Below are 18,590 nucleotides of genomic sequence, written 5' to 3'. Positions count from 1 at the left end.
ATCCTTTATAAAATTATTTTAAAAAGTAATCCGCATCCACTAATTTATTTCCTGAAGTATCATTGACTGCATAATTAAATCCACTTTGAATGCAATAAGCACCATATTCTCCTTTTTTATTCAAAGCAATGAAACCTACTTGAATGTCTTTGAGATTTTTGTTTCTATTTTTAGTCAACTTTACGATTCGAGCCACAGCTTCTTCACATGCTTTTTGTGGTGATTTTCCTTGACGCATTAATTCAACTACCAAATGACATCCCACAATTCGAATCACTTCTTCACCATGACCTGTTGCGGTTGCAGCACCAATTTCGTTATCCACATACAAACCAGCACCAATTATGGGTGAATCTCCAACTCGACCGTGCATTTTAAAAGCCATTCCACTAGTCGTACAAGCACCCGAAAGATTTCCGTGAGCATCTAAGGCAATCATTCCAATCGTATCGTGGTTTTCGATGTTGGCTTTTGGTAAATATTCACTCGTTTTTAACCATTCTTTCCATTCTTTTTCGGAAGCTTCAACCAATAAATTTTCTTTTTTAAATCCTTCCGATAAGGCAAATTGCAAAGCGCCATCACCCACTAACATAACATGAGGTGTTTTTTCCATGACAGCTCTTGCCACAGAAACTGGATGTTTAATATGTTCTAAAGCTGCTACCGAACCAATATTGGAAAACTCATCCATAATGCAAGAATCAAGCGTTACTTTTCCATCTCGGTCTGGTCTTCCTCCGTAACCTACACTTCTTTCATTTACATCACCTTCAGGAATTTTCACACCTGCTTCTACTGCATCTAAAGCTCTACCGTTGTTTTTGAGAATTTCCCAAGCAGCACCATTGGCTTGAACTCCAAAATTCCATGTGGAAATGACTATAGGTTTGTTGGTTTTCTTGTTTTCAACTGGAATTTCTTCTTCTTTTGTTTTGAACGAATTTAAGGCTAATGCGACAGAAGCAACAGCGGTGGTTTTTAAAAAATTTCTTCTATTACTCATATTAGTTTACGTTTATTTCATCAATAAAAAGCCAAGCTCCGTTCCCTTCACCAGGTTTTCCTTCTGGAATAATTCCGAAGTTTTTGACCGTTACTTTTATATATTTAGCTTGAACTTTATTGAAATGAATGTTTATATTTCCTTTTAAAAATTCAATTTCGTGTTCCGAAAGACTTTCTTGAATTTCGAAATTAGTTCCATCCAAAGAGGTTTCAATTAAAATTTCTGAAGGTAAATAAATCCAACTGGTTTGTCCGTCAAAAACATGAAATTTTACCTTTGAAATAGTTTCAATATTCTTAAAATCTATTGTTGCTACAACATCTTTTCCACTAAAACCCAACCAATCCTTTCCGAATTTTTGGGTATCTCCAAAAACTCCATTTACTAAGGTAAAGATATCACCATTAGAGAAATTTTTACTAGGTTGAAATTCTAAACTAATATCCTTAGCTGTTGATTTTGAAATAAAAAATTCTTGTTCAGCTCCATTTCCTTTTTTTGTTCCATTTTCGAAATAAGAAGCTTTTATTTTTTGTTTTTTGGTTATTAGAATTGATTCTGTGTATTTATTTGAATTCAAATTGGGTTCAGAACCATCGGTTGTGTATCGAATATCATTATTTTCTCTAGCGTTTAAAGTGAAATGAATACCCTCATTTTTTGGTTCAACTGCTGCTTTAATATCGTAAATGGCTTCGCTATAATTTATTCCTTTTTTATCAAAAATAGAAAGATGATGAATTAATCGGTTTTCAAAATTTTTATAATTTTCTGGGTTTGAAGTTCCCCAAAGCACCTCAGACAAAGCTGTCATTCTGGTCATCAGCATGTATTCAACATGTTCAGGAGTTGTGATATATTCTGTCCAAAGATTGGCTTGACCTCCTAAAATATATTTTGCTTCTTCTACTGTTAATTCAGCTGGAATTGGATTGTAGGAATATACTTTTTCAACCGTTGTATAACCTCCAATTGCAACAGGTTCGTTTTTTGGATCCGCTTGATAAAAATCAAAATAACAATGGGAAGTGGGTGACATTACTACATAATGATTTTGTTTGGCTGCTTCAATTCCTCCTTCAATTCCTCTCCAACTCATAACTGTAGCATTTGGAGCTAATCCACCTTCAAGAATTTCATCCCAACCAATAATTTTTCTTCCTTTTGAGTTGACAAATTTTTCAATTCTTTGGATGAAATAACTTTGCAATTCATGTGCGTCTTTTAATCCTTTTTCACGGATTAAATTTTGACAATGTTCACAAGATTTCCATCGTGTTTTAGGACATTCATCACCTCCAATATGAATGTATTCGGATGGAAATAAAGCCATAACTTCAGTCAAAACATCTTCTAAAAAAGCAAATGTTTGTTCTTTTGGACAAAATACATCGTCTAAAACACCCCAAATTTTTCCAACTTCAAATGGTCCATCTGTACAAGCATATTGAGGATAAGCTGCTAAAGCTGCAACTGCATGTCCGGGCATTTCGATTTCTGGAACCACATTGATATGTCGCTCTTTTGCATAGGCTACAACTTCTTTAATTTGTTCTTGTGTGTAAAAACCACCGTATTTTATGGAATCAAATTTTTGGTCTCTGTAATGTCCGACCATTGAGCCATTTCTCCACGCACCAACTTCTGTAAGTTTTGGATATTTTTTGATTTCAATTCTCCAACCTTGATCATCAGTTAAATGCCAATGAAACGTGTTTAATTTATAAGTGGCTAAATAATCGATATATTTTTTGACAAATTCAACTGAGAAAAAATGACGTGCACAATCGAGATGCATTCCTCTCCATTTAAATTTAGGCTTATCAAAAATGGCAACTGCATTTAATGTAATTTCATTAGATTTCTCATGAGGAATCATCTGCAACAAAGACTGAATTCCGTAAAAAACACATTGACTTGAAAAGGCTGAAATGTTAATTTTATTTTTTGAAACCTCTAAATTGTATTGCTCTTTGTCAAAATTTATGGTGTCAGGAACATTTAGAATTAATTGAATGTTATTTTTAGTATTATATTTTGAAGTAATTTTTAAGTCTAAACCTGTTTGAATTTTAATTTGTTCTTTTAGATATTTTGCTTCAAAAGAGTTTTCATTGGCTTGAATAGTGGTAGTACTATTTAATTCATAAAAACCCTGCTCGTAGTTTATTTTTAAAGGTTGAGGAATTAAATTAAATTGCTTTTGAGCGCTACTTAAATGGCTTAGAAAAAGTACTACAAATAGGTAATAAAATCGCATTAGTTAAATTTTGGAATATAAATGTATAAAAAAACCAAAACATTGTGCTGTGTTTTGGTTTTAATGTTCAAAATTTTTTATTTTTAGTCAACCTATTTTAGGACGATACAGTTTAAGCTATTGTGCACAACGTTGAAGCATATATTTCAGTAGCGGACAAATATACCAACTTTTTTGATTTAGTACTATATTTTACAAATACAAAACGGCTTTCGGCTAAAGCCAAAAACCGCTATTGAATATATGCATTGTTGTATGAAGCCATAATTAATATAAAGTTGAAATATCTCCAATTATATTTTTATTTCTCCCTCTTTTATCATAAGAAATAATTAATGGATATTGATAATAAAGACCAATTTTAAAATCTGAAGCAAAATCATTATTCTTGTCAATTAAAAGAGAAATGTTTTCTTTTTTTAACTCTTCGTAATTAATAAAATCTTTAATTTTTTCAATATCTAATTCTGATGTAATATATATTAAATTATAATTTTCTTTTAACTCAAATATTCGTTTATCTAATATTTCATTTTTACAACTATAACAATCAGTATTAAAATAAATTATTAACGTTTTCTTATAAGGATTGAAGTGCTTCTTTTCAACTTTTAAACCATTTATATTTTCATATTTAAAGTTTGGTATTATTTTATCGTCATTAATACCATAAAATTTATTGTAAAAATATAAAATGGTGATTAGTGCAAAAATTAAAACAGTTATAGATATTCTTTTTTTCATTATTCTATATTATAAGTTGAAAAATCAATTTTCTTTGAATTGTTTATATCTGATGAATCAACAATTGTTGTTTCTTTATAACAATTGTTTTCAAAAATACTACCTTTAAAAAAACCATCTAATATTTCTAGTTTACTAAAAAATTTATATTGAACCAATTCATAAATACCGTTCTCATCTTTTTTATTTATTAACTTTGAATTTTCACTAATTATTTTAAAATTAATTATCTCATCATTAAACATTAAATTTCTTTTACTATTATTTATAGTTTTGAATTCAAACTCATAAATGCCATAATCTATTGGGTCAACTATTAAAACGCCTTCGTATGGATATTCATTTCTTTTATTTTTTGGTTTAAATTGTATAATAAAAAACCCTTCTTCTTTCTTAATTGAATAATCGAAGTATTTTTGAAATTTGGTGATTAATTGAAGTTCAATTGAAAAATAAGGTAGATTACTATGTAAATAATCTATATTAAAAATAATTGATTTATTATTTAATTTATATATTGTATTGAATTTATCGGTGTTAAATTTTTTAATAATATTTGAATTTGAGTTTGTAAAAAAACCCAGACCTTTTTTAAAGTGAATTATTTTATTAAAAAAACAAAGAGTATCATTATTCATCTTTGATAAATTTTTAAAATGAAAATTATTAGGTATATTATAATTTTTTAGTTTACTAATCTTTTGATATACACTATCTAAAATACTTTTATTACTTAATTCAGATAATACAATTTCTTTCAAAATAATTCCTTCAATTTTTTTTATTTTTATTACTGGATTTTTTAAATTAATAATCGTATCATAATAGTTTTCTTTGACTAATAATATAGATTTTAAATTATCCAGCGTTTTAAAATTACCTAAACTGTCTGTTTTTCCAATAAGTTTATTTTTATAGAATAGTTCTACATCTATAACTGGTTTTAAATTAGAATAATCAATAACTTGAATTCTGTTTTCTTGTGATAAAACAGAAAATGACAAAAATAAAAAACAAATATATTTCATAATAACAATATTTAAGAAGTCGTCAAAAATGACGACTTCTTGTTAAAATTAATCCCAAATCCAGTCCCAATGTTCTCCACCATTACAAGGAAATTCCTTTAACTGAACTTCTTGTACAAATGTCCCAGCAGCTTCGCTATAATATGTAATAGTAACTTCTTTGGTGTAAGTACCCCAAGTATAAGATCCTAAACCAAAGTTAATTGTGTGACATTTTGCGATTGCAATACTAGAAATTAGTAAAGTCGCTACCAAGCTTAATGCTAATTTTTTAATTTTTGTAAAATTGAATGTTAATAAATTATTTTTTTTAAATGTTTTTAATCTTTGAGTAACATTCAAATCTCTCAATTTTTGGCCAAATAATATTTTGAATACGTGGTTTTTAACACGAAATTTTGTCAAATGGTTTCATACAACTTGTTTATAAGCGATACATTTTAGCGGTTAGCCACCCAATTTTGGGTGTATAAGTCTTATAAACGTCAGTTGTTTTATTTAGGGTTATAAACTCTAAAACAGGAGCAATAAAATCCTAAAAGATGTTTTAATAAGTGCCTAATTTCGATAGAAATATTTATTAACTACACATTTTTTTCAACCAATAAATAAATGTAGACGCATATAGAACAAGTGCTAAACAAGGGGGAATTCTAGGATAATAAAATAAGGGAGAATTTGTTTAAATTTTATAAACAGTACTGTTTAAAAAAAATATTTACTAATAACGTGTTTGCATATGGTTTGTTGCGTGGTTAAGCAAGTAATTAAGCAAATACAAACCGAATAGAAAATCCGCGAGGATTTTCGTAAGTAGGCTTGCACTAGCAATTAATTTTATACGGTGTTGGCATTTCGTTTTTTATTTCCATTCAACATTTAGCTTTTTCAATTCCGTTTTTAATTCAGGTATTGATTTTTCATCAATCAGAAGTGTATTGATTGTTAATTCAGTTTTTTCTGTTTTCAAGATAATATCTCCAGCAAAATGTTTAATTAATTTAATTTCGTCTAGATTTATTTTCTTCCCAAATGGATAGTTTTCTTTAATAATTCCGTTAATCAACCAAACAATTCCAAGTATCAGATTAATATTCAACTGTTTTTTCTTATAGGGTATTTTCATTTTTCAAATGTTTGCCAACGTCAGACTGTGAAAAAACCCCTCAATCTTCCTAACAAAAATAGTAAAAAATTTGTAAGAAAATCAGATTTTTTGTGTTTTTAAAGATGCAATATAACCAAGGAATTTCCAGCCATCAGCTACAAATGAGTAGTTTAGAAGATAAAATATCGGATGATTATTCTGTTCGGTTTATTGAAGTTTTTGTACATCATATCGATGTTGTAGATAACAAACATAATTTGGTAGTTGTCACGCGCAGTATCAACATACTTTGCGTACCCGATTTAATAGCCAAAATCAAGACATGGAACTCGCCTTACAAGAGAAAGGCTTGGCTTTTTGCAAAAACGACCTATATAAAGCTGTTTTTAGCTCAAATAACTTTTAGAACTACTCAAAATACATCAAAATTTAGCTTCGCTTAAATTGAAAGTATCGCGTTATTGAAATTGGTAATTTGGAAGAAAATAGGGTTTTTTCACAGCCTGACGTTCCCATGCTTGCCGTCTGTTGCTGCTGCAAGCACTGACCAAAACAGAACTACAACATTTCTTAGAAAGATAGAATTGTAGCCACCAGATTATTTACCACGAAGACCAAATAGCAAGCGCAAGCCCAGCAATAGCGGCAAACATGTGTTATGCCTTGTTGTTTAATGTTACCATAAATTTTTATTGAATAAATTCTATTCAAGACTATTTGAGTTTATATCACGGTAAGTTAAAATTTAAACATATGTAGACAATTGTCCGTTGTATAATTGTCTACATATGGTGAGATTTGTATTCATGAATATTAAAATCAATTTTGGAAATAAAGTAAAGGAATATAGACTTCAAAAAGGTCTTTCTCAAGAGGCTTTTGCTCATATAGCTGAACTTGATAGAACTTATATATCAAGTATTGAAAAAGGAGAAAGAAATGTTTCAATTGTTGTTATTGAAAAAATTGCAACAGCTTTAGATATAGAAATAATTAAACTTTTCGAATGGAAAAAAGAGTAGAAAGCATTGTCTATAGAAGAATGACCTATGCTGATTATAGACACATTAATAAAGTTGGAGGCGAGGAACAAGGTGGTGGTGGACAATCATATATAGATTTTCCAATTGCAAATATAAATTTACAAGAATGGTATTCTTTTTTAGGAAACCATACTACCACGGGTGCTGGTAATAGACCAAAATGGGATTTCAAAATAAATAGTTTGGGATTAACGATTAACGAAGATATTCGAATTTACCAGAGAAGACCAGCGTCAGTTAGTATTGCATCTCAAAAATTACCAGAGCACAGTAGCGGAGGAAAAAGAATAGCTTCTTGGCATCCTAATAATTCATTTCCTCTAGATTATAATCCTGATATTGACAATTTGGTTATTTATATAATTAAAACTATTGATGGAGAATATTGGGCTGGCTGGTTTTTGAAAAATGAAATACCCAAAAATTGGAATGTAAATGATGAATTAAAAGCTTTGTTTGAAGAAGAATCTGGTAAAATTGATGTTCAAACTAAAATTTTGTTTGATACAGAAAATAAGGATTGGCCTTTTTACTTTGATGCACAAACAATTATTAATCAAATTAAAAGTGATGATGATGTCGAAGAAGATTTATTAAATCAAGATACTTCTCCTGCATTGGCGAATTTAGAAAATGAGGATGTGGCACTTGAGGTTAAAGAAAGAATATTTAAAATAAGAAAAAGAAATAATAGGATTGTTAAGGAGTTAAAAAAATTATACGGTGGCAATTGCCAAATAACTGGAGAAACAATGACTTTTAAAAAGAGAAATGGAGAACTTTATTCGGAAGTTCACCATTTAATTCCTTTAGGTGAAAGCGGTTCAGATTCTTATGCAAATGCAATTGTTATATCACCGTTAATTCATAGAATGTTACATTATGCAGACGTATCAGGAATAGATTTAAATAATATCGTAGATAACAAACTAAAAATCAAAATTAATGGTGACGATTATGAAATAACTTGGTTACCACAACATCTCGAAACTGTGCAAAAATCTCTAGAAGATTAGTAATTCTTTTTAAGATGTATTAAATACTCGTGTAAAGTTGAATCTTTATTACTATTATTACTTTTGAATCGTTTGTATTCTATGTTCTTTTTTGAAACAATTCCATAGTTAGATAAAAAAGAAATTAAATCAGATATAGGAATTAAACCGTCTTCACTATAGCTAATTAAGAAATCTTGACAGTTAATATTTGTAATTATTTTATCAAAAGAGTCTCTGATTTTAACTTTCGAACAAAAATTTGAATATTGGTCTCTCCAAGGTCTTAATCCACTCTCTCCAATAGCTTCTGGTTCGTCTTCTCTTGCCAAAGTTTCTAAAATATGATAATTTGCAGCATATTGCCTTTTTATATATGGTGGATCAATATAACAAATATCTCCAGTTAATTTTGAAGCAATTTCTTCAGCATAACCTTTAAAAACTTGATGACCTTCTGTTGTGCCGATACTTGAAAATTTTGACTTGTATAAAACTATTGGTGACTCAGAACGTTTAACGAATTTTGACAAATAATGACCATAAGTACCAGCTATATTTGCGATGTCATTACTTGCCATAATAAGATCATGTAATAAAAGAGAATGTTCTAATTCTGTAATTAATTTTTTCTTATTTAGTACTTTTATTTCTTTTCTAATTCCATCTATTTTTGCTGCATTTTTAGCGGTAAAGTACTTTCTAGGTTTTGTTGAATTAATAGGTTTACCTTCAGGACTAAATTCATTATAAAAATATCCTTTTATTGGTTTAACATTATTTAAATATTCGATTATTAAATCATAATTATTTTTCTTTGAAGAAGGACCAACTAAATTGATAATTGAAGAAATATTTTTAAAATCAGGTTCTTTGTTTAAAAATAAATGTAGATTTAAATGATGATAAGAATAAGTCATAACATCATTTGCAACTACTTTAAAATTATTTTCTCGCAAAGCGAGTGACATAAGACCTGTACCAGCCATTAAATCAATTACTATTTTTGAATTCTTATTTATTCTACGAATTTCTGAAATTATAATATCCGTTAGTTTGTCTTTTGAACCTATATATCTATAACCCATTTATTGAAAAATTTCTTTTATATTACATTCTAATAATCTCTTAATCGGAATCAATTGGTCTGCCGAATGTAGAGATTCATAAATTCTTTCATAATCAGATATGTTTAGTCCGAAGAAATCAGCAATTGTTTTTTCGATGAATAAATCATTTTCTCTTGAAATGTTTTTTTTATTTGAATTAACTACTTCATTATCTATTAATTTTGTTATAGTTTTAATCTTTGACAATGTTTTTTCACAATCGAAATTTATATTTGGTATGGGTAAATTTACAAGCATTGATTGTGTTAAATAAGGATGACTTTTCCATTCATTTTCACCATATTTTTTTATAAGATAATATGTCATCAACCTAGAGTTTAGTACAGATAGAATAAATTCTAAAGTAATTATTGATTCGTATTTAGGCTTGATTTTTAATATATAAACAACCTGATTTGTAATAGAATTCTCGTAATCAATACTGGCTGTAATACCTATTCCAGTCTTTCTTACAAGTATTTTTTTTCCTTCATATATTTCTAAATTTTTATAGTTAATTCCCTTTTTTTGAGTATTAATCCAATTTTTTGATTTAGATGTATATCTATATAAATCTTCTCCAACTTTGATTTTCAAATTTCCAATACCATTATGATTTAATATTATTTTTTCTTTAAGAATATTACTGTCAAAAGGAGTATTGCATTTTTTGCATTTTGGTTCTTTTGAGCGAGGTTCTGGAGACCAATTTTTACATTTTTGACATTGCCAAACAATTCCTTTTTTTGAAATTTCGGCACCTCTTGTATTATTAACAAAAGTTTTCAATTTTATACTTCCTTGTTCAATTTTGTCAAATGTTTCTCTTGAATCTTCTCTTAAATCAATATCAAAAACAAAGTTTTCATTTTCAGAAAATCGAGTTTGTAATACTTTATGAGTTAGTTCCTTATCAATGTCTAATAGAGAAAGTTTATTTGTAATTACCTTTCTTTTGTCTATTGAGGACAACCTAAAACAATCAACTTTATGATTTTTTTCTGGAATTTTATTTTTACCTATTAATATTACACAGGCTCTATTTATCTCAGGGAATATTTTTTCACCTAACCGAGCAATGAAATTTATTGTAGTATTTTTAGACAATAAACATCTTAAAGAACTTTGTTCCTGACTGAAAATAGAATCTGGTAAGATTAAAGCATAAGTTCCATTTTGGTTAAGGTTTTTTAGAATTACTTCAATAAATAAATTATATATATCAAATTGACCTTTGGTTAATTTAAAATTTGAACTTAGAATTTGTGAGTTATAATTACTTAAATCTGCGCCCCAAGGCGGATTACTTAAAACAATATCAAATCCATTTTTTATTTTTAGTTTGTTTTTTAATTTATTCCACCCCAAAATTGAGTTTTTTTCAGGTTCAGGGAATAAACCATCGCAATTAATGAAAGTATGCTCAAAATCTTTTAAAATAGGCTTTGAAAATTTTATTATTGAATTATTTATTGCATTAATATCTATATCTATTCCAATAAATTTTGAAGTTACATTTTTAATATTTTTTTCAGCAAAGCTTCTCAATAAAATACTATCTCCACAAGCAGGGTCAAGTACTGAAATTTCTTTTGCATTTGAAGAATAATATTCAATTACTTTTTCAGATAAATAATCAGAAAGAAAATCAGGTGTATAAAATACTCCGTTTTTCTTTCTTTTTTCTGTGGAGTATAATTGTACTAAACTCATTTTTTTTCATATTTTATTTGTTCTTCAGCCACTCTCAATGCATTTAATCCTTCTTTTTCATCTTTAATAATATCATAAACTTTAGTCGCAATCCATAAAGCTTCTAATTCAGACAGAGAAGAATTGAAAGTCTCACTTATTGTTATTAAGTGCTCTCTTTTCAAGACTTTTTGATCACTTTCAACTTTACTTAAATAACCATCACCTATTTCGAGTAATGCCGCAAGTTGTCTTTGGAGCATTCCATTTGATTCTCTTAGCTCCTTTATTTTTTGTCCAAGTGTCATTTTACCATATTTAGACTTGACTAAATTTGGTCAAATATATATAAAAAAAATGTAAATACAATTTTTGAAGTTGTATTTTTTTGTTCTTTATAAAAAGTTTTGAGGTGAATAAAAAAAAGAATATTTCTAGTATCAAGCGTCTCTTTTACAATAAGGCATAACGTTTATGTGTATGAGCCGTTGCGTGTCTCGGCTCGAACCATTAAAAGTACAAAAATCCGCTGGGAAATCCGATAGGATTTTCCAGATGAGCGATGCCCAAGCAATGGTTTATACGCGGTGTTGGCAACAGTTATTATTTTAATATTTTTTCAATTGATTCAGAATCCACTTTTAGAGATTTCAAAATAAATTGAGCATATTCTTTATTTTCTTTTATGTATATATCGAAAGAATCTAACAAGCCAGTTGCAAATAATCTTTCGTTAATTGTCATTCCTTGTAAACCAATTTCGTTTGAGATTCCGTCATTTACTTTTTTCTGCAACTCAAACCATTCTAATTGTTTTTCAATCCGTTTAAGAATTTCTTCATCTTTATCATTATGAATATTCCTTATGTCAAAATTGGGATTTTTTGGGTCAGTTGTCTTTTGGAATTCATTAATTCCGAGATTAAATAACGCTTGTCCAAATCTTTGGTCAGGATGATTTTCTAAATAATTATGAATCAAATCAATTATAGTTTTATGTTCTTTTTTCATTGATTAATTCTAATTTTCATTCGATTAACGTACAGTTTTTATTTCCATTTCCAATCTAAATTTTCCGAAATTGGAATATTCAAGTCATTCCATTTCTTTTTTATCTGTTCTAAATTTTCAATTCCATTTTTAGAAACTATAAATGAGGAACCGTTTGAGAGTTTAATGAAAAAATTATTTTGTGTTTCGTCAATTTGTTCAATTTCCGATATTTTAGTTTTTCCTTCTCCTGTTTTGTCCTCCATAATTAGATATTCAGGCGTAAATTCCATTGTTTGTTTTTCTCCAATTTTGTTTGCGTAACTGTTTTTGACAATTTTCGAAAAGTGATTTCTTAATTTGGATTTATATAATTTATCGAAAAAAAATAAAGTTAATATCGCTACGATTCCGAGTATAATTGCAAACTCTACATTGTTTCTGTTGTACATATTTATACCAATAAATATAAATACAGCAACAAGAGCAAATTTCGTTGTATTCATTATTTTTCTCGTTTTCTTATTTTCAGATATCGAGAATAAATGGAAGTCTATAAAATCTTTTTCTTTTAATATGTATTCTAATTTCATTGGTAGGTTTTAATTGTTGCCAACTTGTTTATATGCGATACATCATAACGCTAATCTACCCATTTTTGGGTGTATATGCGTGACAAAAGTCAGTTTTAACTTTCTCAAAAATAACAAAAAAAACTTATTTATCATTCTAAGGACTTTTATTTTGATTTACTACTTTGTTATTTTGTTTTGGTAAGGTTTATTATTTAATTTTCCCTAGGGCATTTAAGCCATTTCCCTAGAGAAATATATACATTTCTCTAGGGAAAATTATAAATTTCTATACAGAAAATAAGATTATTAAACTTATAATTTATATTTTTGTTCTTTATAAATCAAAATACTATGGCTATAGATTTTAAGATGGTGCCTAAGCAAAATAATATTGCCTCGCCACCCGAAGTAAAATACTACCCTTGTGCAGTGAGTAAAGGTGAAGTAGATTTAGACCATGTTGCAGCAATAGTAGCCGGCAGATGTTCGTTGAGTGAAGCAGACTGCTATGGAGTGCTAATTGCCATGAGTCAAGTAATGGGAGAAGAATTGGCTAAGGGTAATATTGTAAAAATTGATAGATTAGGAACTTTTGCTCTGACAATTAAAGGAGTTGGTACTGATACTCCTGAAGCATTAAATAAAAACACTATTAAGAGTGCCAAAATGTTGTTTAAACCCGCAAGGAATTTAAAAAAAATATTGAATACTTTACAGTTCAAACGTATAAGATAAAAAAAATGCTGTTTTAAAGTCGTCCAAAGAAAACTTTTAAAACAGCATTTTTATATTTAATTGTAGTAGCACCTATTAAAGGTACTCCCTAAATTTATTACCACTAAAGGTTTTACTAATTATTTTCTAGCGATTACTTTTAAAGCTGCCGCTACAATAGCTTCGTGGTTTAATTTGTATTTTTCCATCAACTGCGCTGGCGTACCGCTTTCTCCAAAACTATCATTCACCGCTACAAATTCTTGCGGAACAGGAGTATTGGAAACTAAAGTTCTAGAAACACTTTCTCCTAAACCTCCTAAAATATTATGCTCTTCAGCCGTAACCACACATCCTGTTTTAGCAACAGAATTCAGTATAGCTTCTTCATCCAAAGGCTTGATGGTGTGAATATTGATTACCTCAGCGGAAATGCCTTGTGCTTCTAATTTTTCAGCAGCAATTAAAGCTTCCCATACTAGATGCCCAGTAGCTACAATGGTAACATCGGTTCCTTCGTTAAGCATCACTGCTTTTCCTATAATGAATGCTTCGTTTTCTGGTGTAAAGTTAGCTACGCTAGGTCTTCCAAAACGCAAATAAACGGGTCCATGATGATCGGCAATTGCTATTGTAGCTGCTTTGGTTTGGTTGTAATCGCAAGTGTTGATTACCGTCATTCCTGGTAACATTTTCATTAAACCAATATCTTCTAATATTTGGTGTGTTGCTCCATCTTCACCCAAAGTTAAACCTGCGTGAGAAGCACAAATTTTTACATTTTTATCGGAATAAGCCACCGATTGACGAATTTGATCGTAAACTCTTCCTGTAGAAAAGTTAGCAAAAGTTCCTGTAAACGGAATTTTTCCACCAATGGTTAAACCTGCTGCAATTCCAATCATGTTAGCTTCAGCAATTCCGATTTGAAAGAAACGTTCTGGGTGATTTGCTTTAAAGTCGTCCATTTTTAATGAACCAATTAAGTCTGCACAAAGTGCTACCACGTTTTCATTTTTTTGACCCAGTTCTGTTAAACCAGCTCCAAAACCTGAACGTGTATCTTTATTTCCTGTATTTGTATATTTTTTCATAAAGTCATTTTTTAAAAGTCTTAATTCTTAATACTTAATTCTTAATACTTTTATCTAAATTAATAATCTCCTAAAGTTTCAGGATTCTGAGCTAAAGCATTAGCCAATTGTTCGTCATTTGGAGCTTTTCCGTGCCAAGCATGGGTGTGCATCATAAAATCAACGCCATTACCCATTTCAGTGTATAATAAAACACAAACTGGTTTTCCTTTTCCTGTTTTACTTTTCGCTTCGGTCATACCTGCAATGATAGCTTCAATGTTGTTGCCTTCTTTAATTTCCAAAACTTCCCAATCAAAAGCTTCAAACTTAGCTTTTAAGCTTCCCATATTAAGAACTTCGTCTGTAGTTCCGTCAATTTGCTTTCCGTTAAGGTCAATTGTAGCAATAAGGTTGTCTACTTTTTTAGCAGAAGCATACATGATGGCTTCCCAGTTTTGGCCTTCTTGCATTTCACCATCACCGTGTAAAGTGTACACTAATTTAGAATCGTTGTTCAATTTTTTAGCTTGAGCTGCTCCAATGGCAACCGACAAACCTTGACCTAATGAACCAGAGGCAATTCTAACACCTGGCAAACCTTCGTGTGTTGTTGGATGTCCTTGCAATCTAGAATTTAGTAATCTAAAAGTGGCTAATTCTTTTACAGGAAAATAGCCGCTATGTGCTAAAACACTGTAAAAAACAGGAGAAATGTGACCGTTGGAAAGAAAGAAAACATCTTCATCCATTCCGTCCATATCAAAGCCTTCTTTTCGTTCCATTAGATTTTGATAAAGAGCTACTAAGAATTCTGTACAACCTAATGAACCGCCTGGGTGACCAGAGTTTACAGCATGTACCATTCTAAGAATGTCTCTTCTAACCTGTGTAGTTAAATCTTGTAGTTGTTGTGTGTTTGGTTTCATTAAAAAATATTTTTGACAAAAATACTTCATAAATTAAGTTTCCACAAACCTTTTAAAAGTAAGTTATTAAATTAATCCTCGAGTTATTCACAAAATTAAAATCCTAAAAGAAATCTAATTTTTATAAGTTAGTTATTTCAAGTGGTCTATTTAGATTATATTTGCCCACAAAATATTTGGATACCATTATTATGAAGTTTGATTTAATTACGAAAGATGCCCAAAGTCAGGCAAGAGCAGGAAAAATAACCACCGATCATGGAGTGATAGAAACACCCATTTTTATGCCTGTTGGAACGGTAGCTTCGGTAAAAGGAGTGCATCAACGTGAATTGAAAAACGATATTAATCCAGATATTATTTTAGGAAATACGTATCATTTATACCTTCGTCCACAAACCGAAATTTTAGAAAAAGCCGGTGGATTGCATAAATTTATGAATTGGGACAGGAACATATTAACCGATTCTGGCGGTTATCAAGTGTACTCCTTGTCTTCTAATAGAAAAATTAAAGAAGAAGGGGTGAAATTTAAATCTCATATTGATGGTTCTTATCATTTCTTTTCTCCAGAAAATGTAATGGAAATTCAACGAACTATCGGTGCAGATATCATCATGGCTTTTGATGAATGTACGCCCTATCCTTGTGATTATCGCTATGCCAAACGTTCCATGCACATGACGCATCGTTGGTTGGATAGATGCATCAATCACTTAGAACATTTACCTTTTAAATACGGTTACGAACAAACGTTTTTTCCTATTGTTCAAGGAAGTACTTATAAAGATTTACGTCAACAATCCGCAGAATATATTGCCAATGCTGGAGCACAAGGAAATGCTATTGGAGGATTATCTGTTGGTGAACCTGCAGAAGAAATGTATGCGATGACCGAAGTGGTAACGACAATTCTTCCAGAAGACAAGCCAAGATATTTAATGGGTGTAGGAACTCCAATTAATATTTTAGAAAATATAGCATTAGGAATTGACATGTTTGATTGTGTTATGCCTACTAGAAATGCACGAAATGGAATGTTATTTACGGCTCATGGTTCTATCAATATTAAGAATAAAAAATGGGAAGCCGACTTTTCTCCTATTGACGAAATGGGACATACTTTTGTGGATACAGAGTATACAAAAGCTTATCTTCGTCACTTGTTTGCTGCAAATGAATACTTAGGAAAGCAGATTGCAACCATTCATAATTTAGGTTTTTATATGTGGTTGGTTCGTGAAGCTAGACGACAAATAATTGCTGGAACTTTTAGAGCATGGAAAGATAAAATGGTGGTTCAAATGAGTCAACGCTTATAGTTTTATATTTAAAAATAATTTTATGTTAACAATTTTAGACAAATACATTTTAAAAAGATACCTGATCAATTTTTTGGTTATGCTTTTGATGTTTATTCCAATTGGAATTGTTATTGATGTGTCTGAAAAAGTCAACAAAATGATTGAAAAAAAGATACCCATAACAAAAATATTGGTCTATTATGGTGACTTTACCATTTATTTTGCCAACTTATTATTCCCCATATTTTTATTTTTATCTGTTATTTGGTTTACCTCAAAATTAGCTAACAATACAGAGATTATTGCCATTTTAAGTTCTGGTATTTCCTTCAACAGATTTTTAAGACCTTATATTATAGGCGCAACAATTGTATCGTTATTTGCCTTATTAATGGGCTTTTTCTTAGTACCTGCTGCAAGTAAAGGCTTCAATGATTTTAGATATGAATATTTGAAAGGCAACAGTCAAACTCGTGAAACCAGTGATATTTATCGTCAAATTAACCGTGAAAAAGATTTAAGAGAGTACATTTATGTAAGCAATTACAATTACGTTTCCAAAACCGGTTTTAATTTTACTTACGAAAATTGTACAGGAAATAAACTCAATTACAAAATCTCATCGGGAAGAATAAAATACAACGAAGAAAGTGAATCCTACACCCTTTTTAACTATCAAAAAAGAACCGTTGGAGCCTTGGATGATGTTATTGACAAACAAGAAAAAAAAATAATGAAGTTTAATTTCTTGCCGGATGATTTAACTCCAGTTGTATATGCTGCAGAAACCATGTCTATTGGTGAAATAAATACCTTCATAGACAAAGAAAAAGAACGAGGAAATGCTAACATCAATTCGTATTTGGTGGTTTTGTATAAAAAATACAGTTTACCCGTTTCTGCCTTTATTTTAACCATTATCGCAGTAGCGGTTTCTTCCATGAAAAGACGTGGTGGAATGGGTTTGAATTTAGCTATTGGAATTATCATTGCCTTTATTTTTATCTTTTTTGATAAAGTATTTGGAACCATTGCCGAAAAATCTAGCTTTTCACCTCTAATAGCGGTTTGGATACCAAATATTGTTTTTGGATTTTTAGCTGTATACCTTTTAAAAAATGCCAAACGATAAACTTAAAAATTATCTTCACCTTCATTTAATTGTATTTATTTGGGGTTTTACTGCCATTTTTGGAAAACTAATTTCATTAAAAGCCTTGGATTTAGTTTGGTATCGCATGCTCTTCGCTGTTCTTTTTGTAGTAGCTTACCTATTTATTAAAAGAGAAAAAATTAAGGTGCCGTTAAAGGTATTGTTCGGTTTTATTGTTTCGGGTATTATTATTGCCTTACATTGGTTTACCTTTTATCATGCTATAAAAGTGTCCAATATTTCAATAACACTTGTTTGCCTTTCTACAGGAGCTTTTTTTGCATCCATCATTGAACCCTTGTTTTATAAAAGAAAAATAATACTTTACGAAATCATTTTTGGCTTAGTAACCGTAATTGGTTTATCCATTATTTTCAATGTAGAAACTAAATATAAGTTGGGTTTTTTCTTAGCCATAACTTCTGCCTTTTTATCCGCTTTGTTTTCTGTAATAAACAGCAAATATGCCAAAGAATACAACCCCAATGTGATTTCATTTTATGAGCTTTCTAGCGGTGTTATTTTTTTAAGTATTCTTTTTTTATTTACTGGAAATTTTACAGCTGGTTTTTTTCAAATCACTTACCAAGATTTGTTATGGCTCTTGTTATTAGCTTCAATTTGTACGGCTTATGCTTTTTCAGCTTCCATCAAAGTAATGAAATTTTTAAGTGCGTTTACGGTAATGCTAACCATCAATTTGGAACCCATATATGGCATCATCTTAGCCCTACTCTTTTTTCAAGATTCTGAACACATGAACGCTTTATTTTATGTTGGAGCAGTATTAATTTTGATTACGGTAATTTCCAATGGAATCCTTAAAAATAGAAAAAAGTTAAAAACTAATTAAGTTTAGATTAT

20 protein-coding genes are annotated in these 18,590 nt (G+C 29.8%); 7 read left to right on the top strand and 13 right to left on the bottom strand.

From position 1 onward, the window contains the following. Positions 1 to 13: 13 nt before the first annotated feature. The 6 genes from ACTF56_RS08460 to ACTF56_RS08435 all read right to left on the bottom strand — a co-directional run bounded on the left by ACTF56_RS08460 (position 14) and on the right by ACTF56_RS08435 (position 6,167). Positions 14 to 1,006 (bottom strand): isoaspartyl peptidase/L-asparaginase, encoded by a 993-nt coding sequence (locus ACTF56_RS08460; protein ID WP_438966461.1) that lies wholly within the window; start codon positions 1,004 to 1,006, stop codon positions 14 to 16. Position 1,007: 1 nt separating this feature from the next. Continuing rightward, positions 1,008 to 3,269: a beta-N-acetylhexosaminidase gene (locus tag ACTF56_RS08455; protein ID WP_438966460.1), complete on the bottom strand. Its 2,262-nt coding sequence runs from the start codon at positions 3,267 to 3,269 to the stop codon at positions 1,008 to 1,010. A gap of 267 nt (positions 3,270 to 3,536) precedes the next feature. Beyond that, positions 3,537 to 4,013 (bottom strand): TlpA family protein disulfide reductase, encoded by a 477-nt coding sequence (locus ACTF56_RS08450; RefSeq protein WP_438966459.1) that lies wholly within the window; start codon positions 4,011 to 4,013, stop codon positions 3,537 to 3,539. Continuing rightward, positions 4,013 to 5,041 carry a hypothetical protein gene (locus tag ACTF56_RS08445; RefSeq protein ID WP_438966458.1) on the bottom strand — a complete coding sequence of 343 codons (1,029 nt, stop codon included), beginning with the start codon at positions 5,039 to 5,041 and terminating at the stop codon, positions 4,013 to 4,015. Before ACTF56_RS08445 ends, ACTF56_RS08450 begins: the two co-directional genes overlap by 1 nt. 48 nt (positions 5,042 to 5,089) lie before the next feature. After that, a complete protein-coding gene (locus ACTF56_RS08440) occupies positions 5,090 to 5,383 on the bottom strand; it encodes a hypothetical protein (RefSeq protein WP_438966457.1) in 294 nt (97 codons plus the stop codon). Positions 5,384 to 5,903: 520 nt separating this feature from the next. Beyond that, positions 5,904 to 6,167: a hypothetical protein gene (locus tag ACTF56_RS08435; protein ID WP_438966456.1), complete on the bottom strand. Its 264-nt coding sequence runs from the start codon at positions 6,165 to 6,167 to the stop codon at positions 5,904 to 5,906. A 104-nt stretch (positions 6,168 to 6,271) separates the two neighbouring features. Between ACTF56_RS08435 and ACTF56_RS08430 the strand changes: the two genes are divergently transcribed. From ACTF56_RS08430 to ACTF56_RS08420, 3 genes are all read left to right on the top strand, one after another. Next, positions 6,272 to 6,592, top strand: coding sequence for a hypothetical protein (locus ACTF56_RS08430; RefSeq protein ID WP_438966455.1), 321 nt, complete (start codon positions 6,272 to 6,274; stop codon positions 6,590 to 6,592). Between the two features lie 363 nt (positions 6,593 to 6,955). Continuing rightward, the gene (locus ACTF56_RS08425) at positions 6,956 to 7,171 is read left to right on the top strand and encodes a helix-turn-helix domain-containing protein (protein ID WP_438966454.1); all 216 of its coding nucleotides are present in this window, start codon (positions 6,956 to 6,958) and stop codon (positions 7,169 to 7,171) included. Continuing rightward, positions 7,156 to 8,208 (top strand): HNH endonuclease, encoded by a 1,053-nt coding sequence (locus ACTF56_RS08420; RefSeq protein ID WP_438966453.1) that lies wholly within the window; start codon positions 7,156 to 7,158, stop codon positions 8,206 to 8,208. Before ACTF56_RS08425 ends, ACTF56_RS08420 begins: the two co-directional genes overlap by 16 nt. On the opposite strand, the gene ACTF56_RS08415 is transcribed toward ACTF56_RS08420, so the two are convergent. The 5 genes from ACTF56_RS08415 to ACTF56_RS08395 all read right to left on the bottom strand — a co-directional run bounded on the left by ACTF56_RS08415 (position 8,205) and on the right by ACTF56_RS08395 (position 12,571). Then, positions 8,205 to 9,275, bottom strand: a complete 1,071-nt coding sequence (locus ACTF56_RS08415) for a DNA adenine methylase (RefSeq protein WP_438966452.1) — start codon at positions 9,273 to 9,275, stop codon at positions 8,205 to 8,207. The genes ACTF56_RS08420 and ACTF56_RS08415 overlap by 4 nt on opposite strands. Next, positions 9,276 to 11,009: an N-6 DNA methylase gene (locus ACTF56_RS08410; RefSeq protein WP_438966451.1), complete on the bottom strand. Its 1,734-nt coding sequence runs from the start codon at positions 11,007 to 11,009 to the stop codon at positions 9,276 to 9,278. It lies immediately after the preceding gene. Beyond that, entirely contained in the window at positions 11,006 to 11,296 is a 291-nt protein-coding gene (locus ACTF56_RS08405) for a helix-turn-helix domain-containing protein (protein ID WP_438966450.1), read from the bottom strand. Before ACTF56_RS08405 ends, ACTF56_RS08410 begins: the two co-directional genes overlap by 4 nt. Positions 11,297 to 11,591: 295 nt before the next feature. Then, positions 11,592 to 11,999 carry a hypothetical protein gene (locus ACTF56_RS08400; protein WP_438966449.1) on the bottom strand — a complete coding sequence of 136 codons (408 nt, stop codon included), beginning with the start codon at positions 11,997 to 11,999 and terminating at the stop codon, positions 11,592 to 11,594. A gap of 38 nt (positions 12,000 to 12,037) precedes the next feature. After that, complete coding sequence (locus ACTF56_RS08395) at positions 12,038 to 12,571, bottom strand: YcxB family protein (RefSeq protein ID WP_438966448.1); 534 nt, start codon at positions 12,569 to 12,571, stop codon at positions 12,038 to 12,040. Positions 12,572 to 12,904: 333 nt separating this feature from the next. On the opposite strand from ACTF56_RS08395, the gene ACTF56_RS08390 reads away from it, so the two are divergent. Further along, on the top strand, positions 12,905 to 13,288 hold the full coding sequence (locus ACTF56_RS08390; RefSeq protein ID WP_438966447.1) for an HU family DNA-binding protein: 384 nt from the start codon (positions 12,905 to 12,907) through the stop codon (positions 13,286 to 13,288). 119 nt (positions 13,289 to 13,407) lie between these two features. Here ACTF56_RS08390 and ACTF56_RS08385 read toward each other — a convergent pair whose 3' ends face one another. Further along, positions 13,408 to 14,361, bottom strand: a complete 954-nt coding sequence (locus ACTF56_RS08385; RefSeq protein WP_438966446.1) for a transketolase family protein — start codon at positions 14,359 to 14,361, stop codon at positions 13,408 to 13,410. Positions 14,362 to 14,420: 59 nt separating this feature from the next. Beyond that, positions 14,421 to 15,269 (bottom strand): transketolase, encoded by an 849-nt coding sequence (locus ACTF56_RS08380; protein ID WP_438966445.1) that lies wholly within the window; start codon positions 15,267 to 15,269, stop codon positions 14,421 to 14,423. A gap of 191 nt (positions 15,270 to 15,460) precedes the next feature. Between ACTF56_RS08380 and tgt the strand changes: the two genes are divergently transcribed. The 3 genes from tgt to ACTF56_RS08365 are packed head-to-tail and all read left to right on the top strand — an operon-like array spanning position 15,461 to position 18,579. Beyond that, positions 15,461 to 16,591 carry a tRNA guanosine(34) transglycosylase Tgt gene (gene tgt / locus ACTF56_RS08375; RefSeq protein ID WP_438966488.1) on the top strand — a complete coding sequence of 377 codons (1,131 nt, stop codon included), beginning with the start codon at positions 15,461 to 15,463 and terminating at the stop codon, positions 16,589 to 16,591. A gap of 22 nt (positions 16,592 to 16,613) precedes the next feature. Beyond that, positions 16,614 to 17,705 carry an LptF/LptG family permease gene (locus ACTF56_RS08370; protein WP_438966444.1) on the top strand — a complete coding sequence of 364 codons (1,092 nt, stop codon included), beginning with the start codon at positions 16,614 to 16,616 and terminating at the stop codon, positions 17,703 to 17,705. Then, positions 17,692 to 18,579, top strand: coding sequence for a DMT family transporter (locus ACTF56_RS08365; RefSeq protein ID WP_438966443.1), 888 nt, complete (start codon positions 17,692 to 17,694; stop codon positions 18,577 to 18,579). Before ACTF56_RS08370 ends, ACTF56_RS08365 begins: the two co-directional genes overlap by 14 nt. The last annotated feature ends 11 nt before the right edge of the window (positions 18,580 to 18,590 follow it).

Source organism: Flavobacterium sp. (assembly GCF_965657075.1).
Classification (GTDB): Bacteria; Bacteroidota; Bacteroidia; order Flavobacteriales; family Flavobacteriaceae; genus Flavobacterium.
Note: the sequence above shows the minus strand (reverse complement) of the source record. Positions and strands in the feature narration are given on the sequence as shown.

Coding starts and splice junctions, on each gene's coding strand:
- ACTF56_RS08460 (WP_438966461.1), bottom strand. CDS start 1,006: ATGAGTAATAGAAGAAATTTTTTAAAAACCACCGCTGTTGCTTCTGTC.
- ACTF56_RS08455 (WP_438966460.1), bottom strand. CDS start 3,269: ATGCGATTTTATTACCTATTTGTAGTACTTTTTCTAAGCCATTTAAGT.
- ACTF56_RS08450 (WP_438966459.1), bottom strand. CDS start 4,013: ATGAAAAAAAGAATATCTATAACTGTTTTAATTTTTGCACTAATCACC.
- ACTF56_RS08445 (WP_438966458.1), bottom strand. CDS start 5,041: ATGAAATATATTTGTTTTTTATTTTTGTCATTTTCTGTTTTATCACAA.
- ACTF56_RS08435 (WP_438966456.1), bottom strand. CDS start 6,167: ATGAAAATACCCTATAAGAAAAAACAGTTGAATATTAATCTGATACTT.
- ACTF56_RS08430 (WP_438966455.1), top strand. CDS start 6,272: ATGCAATATAACCAAGGAATTTCCAGCCATCAGCTACAAATGAGTAGT.
- ACTF56_RS08425 (WP_438966454.1), top strand. CDS start 6,956: ATGAATATTAAAATCAATTTTGGAAATAAAGTAAAGGAATATAGACTT.
- ACTF56_RS08420 (WP_438966453.1), top strand. CDS start 7,156: ATGGAAAAAAGAGTAGAAAGCATTGTCTATAGAAGAATGACCTATGCT.
- ACTF56_RS08415 (WP_438966452.1), bottom strand. CDS start 9,275: ATGGGTTATAGATATATAGGTTCAAAAGACAAACTAACGGATATTATA.
- ACTF56_RS08410 (WP_438966451.1), bottom strand. CDS start 11,009: ATGAGTTTAGTACAATTATACTCCACAGAAAAAAGAAAGAAAAACGGA.
- ACTF56_RS08405 (WP_438966450.1), bottom strand. CDS start 11,296: ATGACACTTGGACAAAAAATAAAGGAGCTAAGAGAATCAAATGGAATG.
- ACTF56_RS08400 (WP_438966449.1), bottom strand. CDS start 11,999: ATGAAAAAAGAACATAAAACTATAATTGATTTGATTCATAATTATTTA.
- ACTF56_RS08395 (WP_438966448.1), bottom strand. CDS start 12,571: ATGAAATTAGAATACATATTAAAAGAAAAAGATTTTATAGACTTCCAT.
- ACTF56_RS08390 (WP_438966447.1), top strand. CDS start 12,905: ATGGCTATAGATTTTAAGATGGTGCCTAAGCAAAATAATATTGCCTCG.
- ACTF56_RS08385 (WP_438966446.1), bottom strand. CDS start 14,361: ATGAAAAAATATACAAATACAGGAAATAAAGATACACGTTCAGGTTTT.
- ACTF56_RS08380 (WP_438966445.1), bottom strand. CDS start 15,269: ATGAAACCAAACACACAACAACTACAAGATTTAACTACACAGGTTAGA.
- tgt (WP_438966488.1), top strand. CDS start 15,461: ATGAAGTTTGATTTAATTACGAAAGATGCCCAAAGTCAGGCAAGAGCA.
- ACTF56_RS08370 (WP_438966444.1), top strand. CDS start 16,614: ATGTTAACAATTTTAGACAAATACATTTTAAAAAGATACCTGATCAAT.
- ACTF56_RS08365 (WP_438966443.1), top strand. CDS start 17,692: ATGCCAAACGATAAACTTAAAAATTATCTTCACCTTCATTTAATTGTA.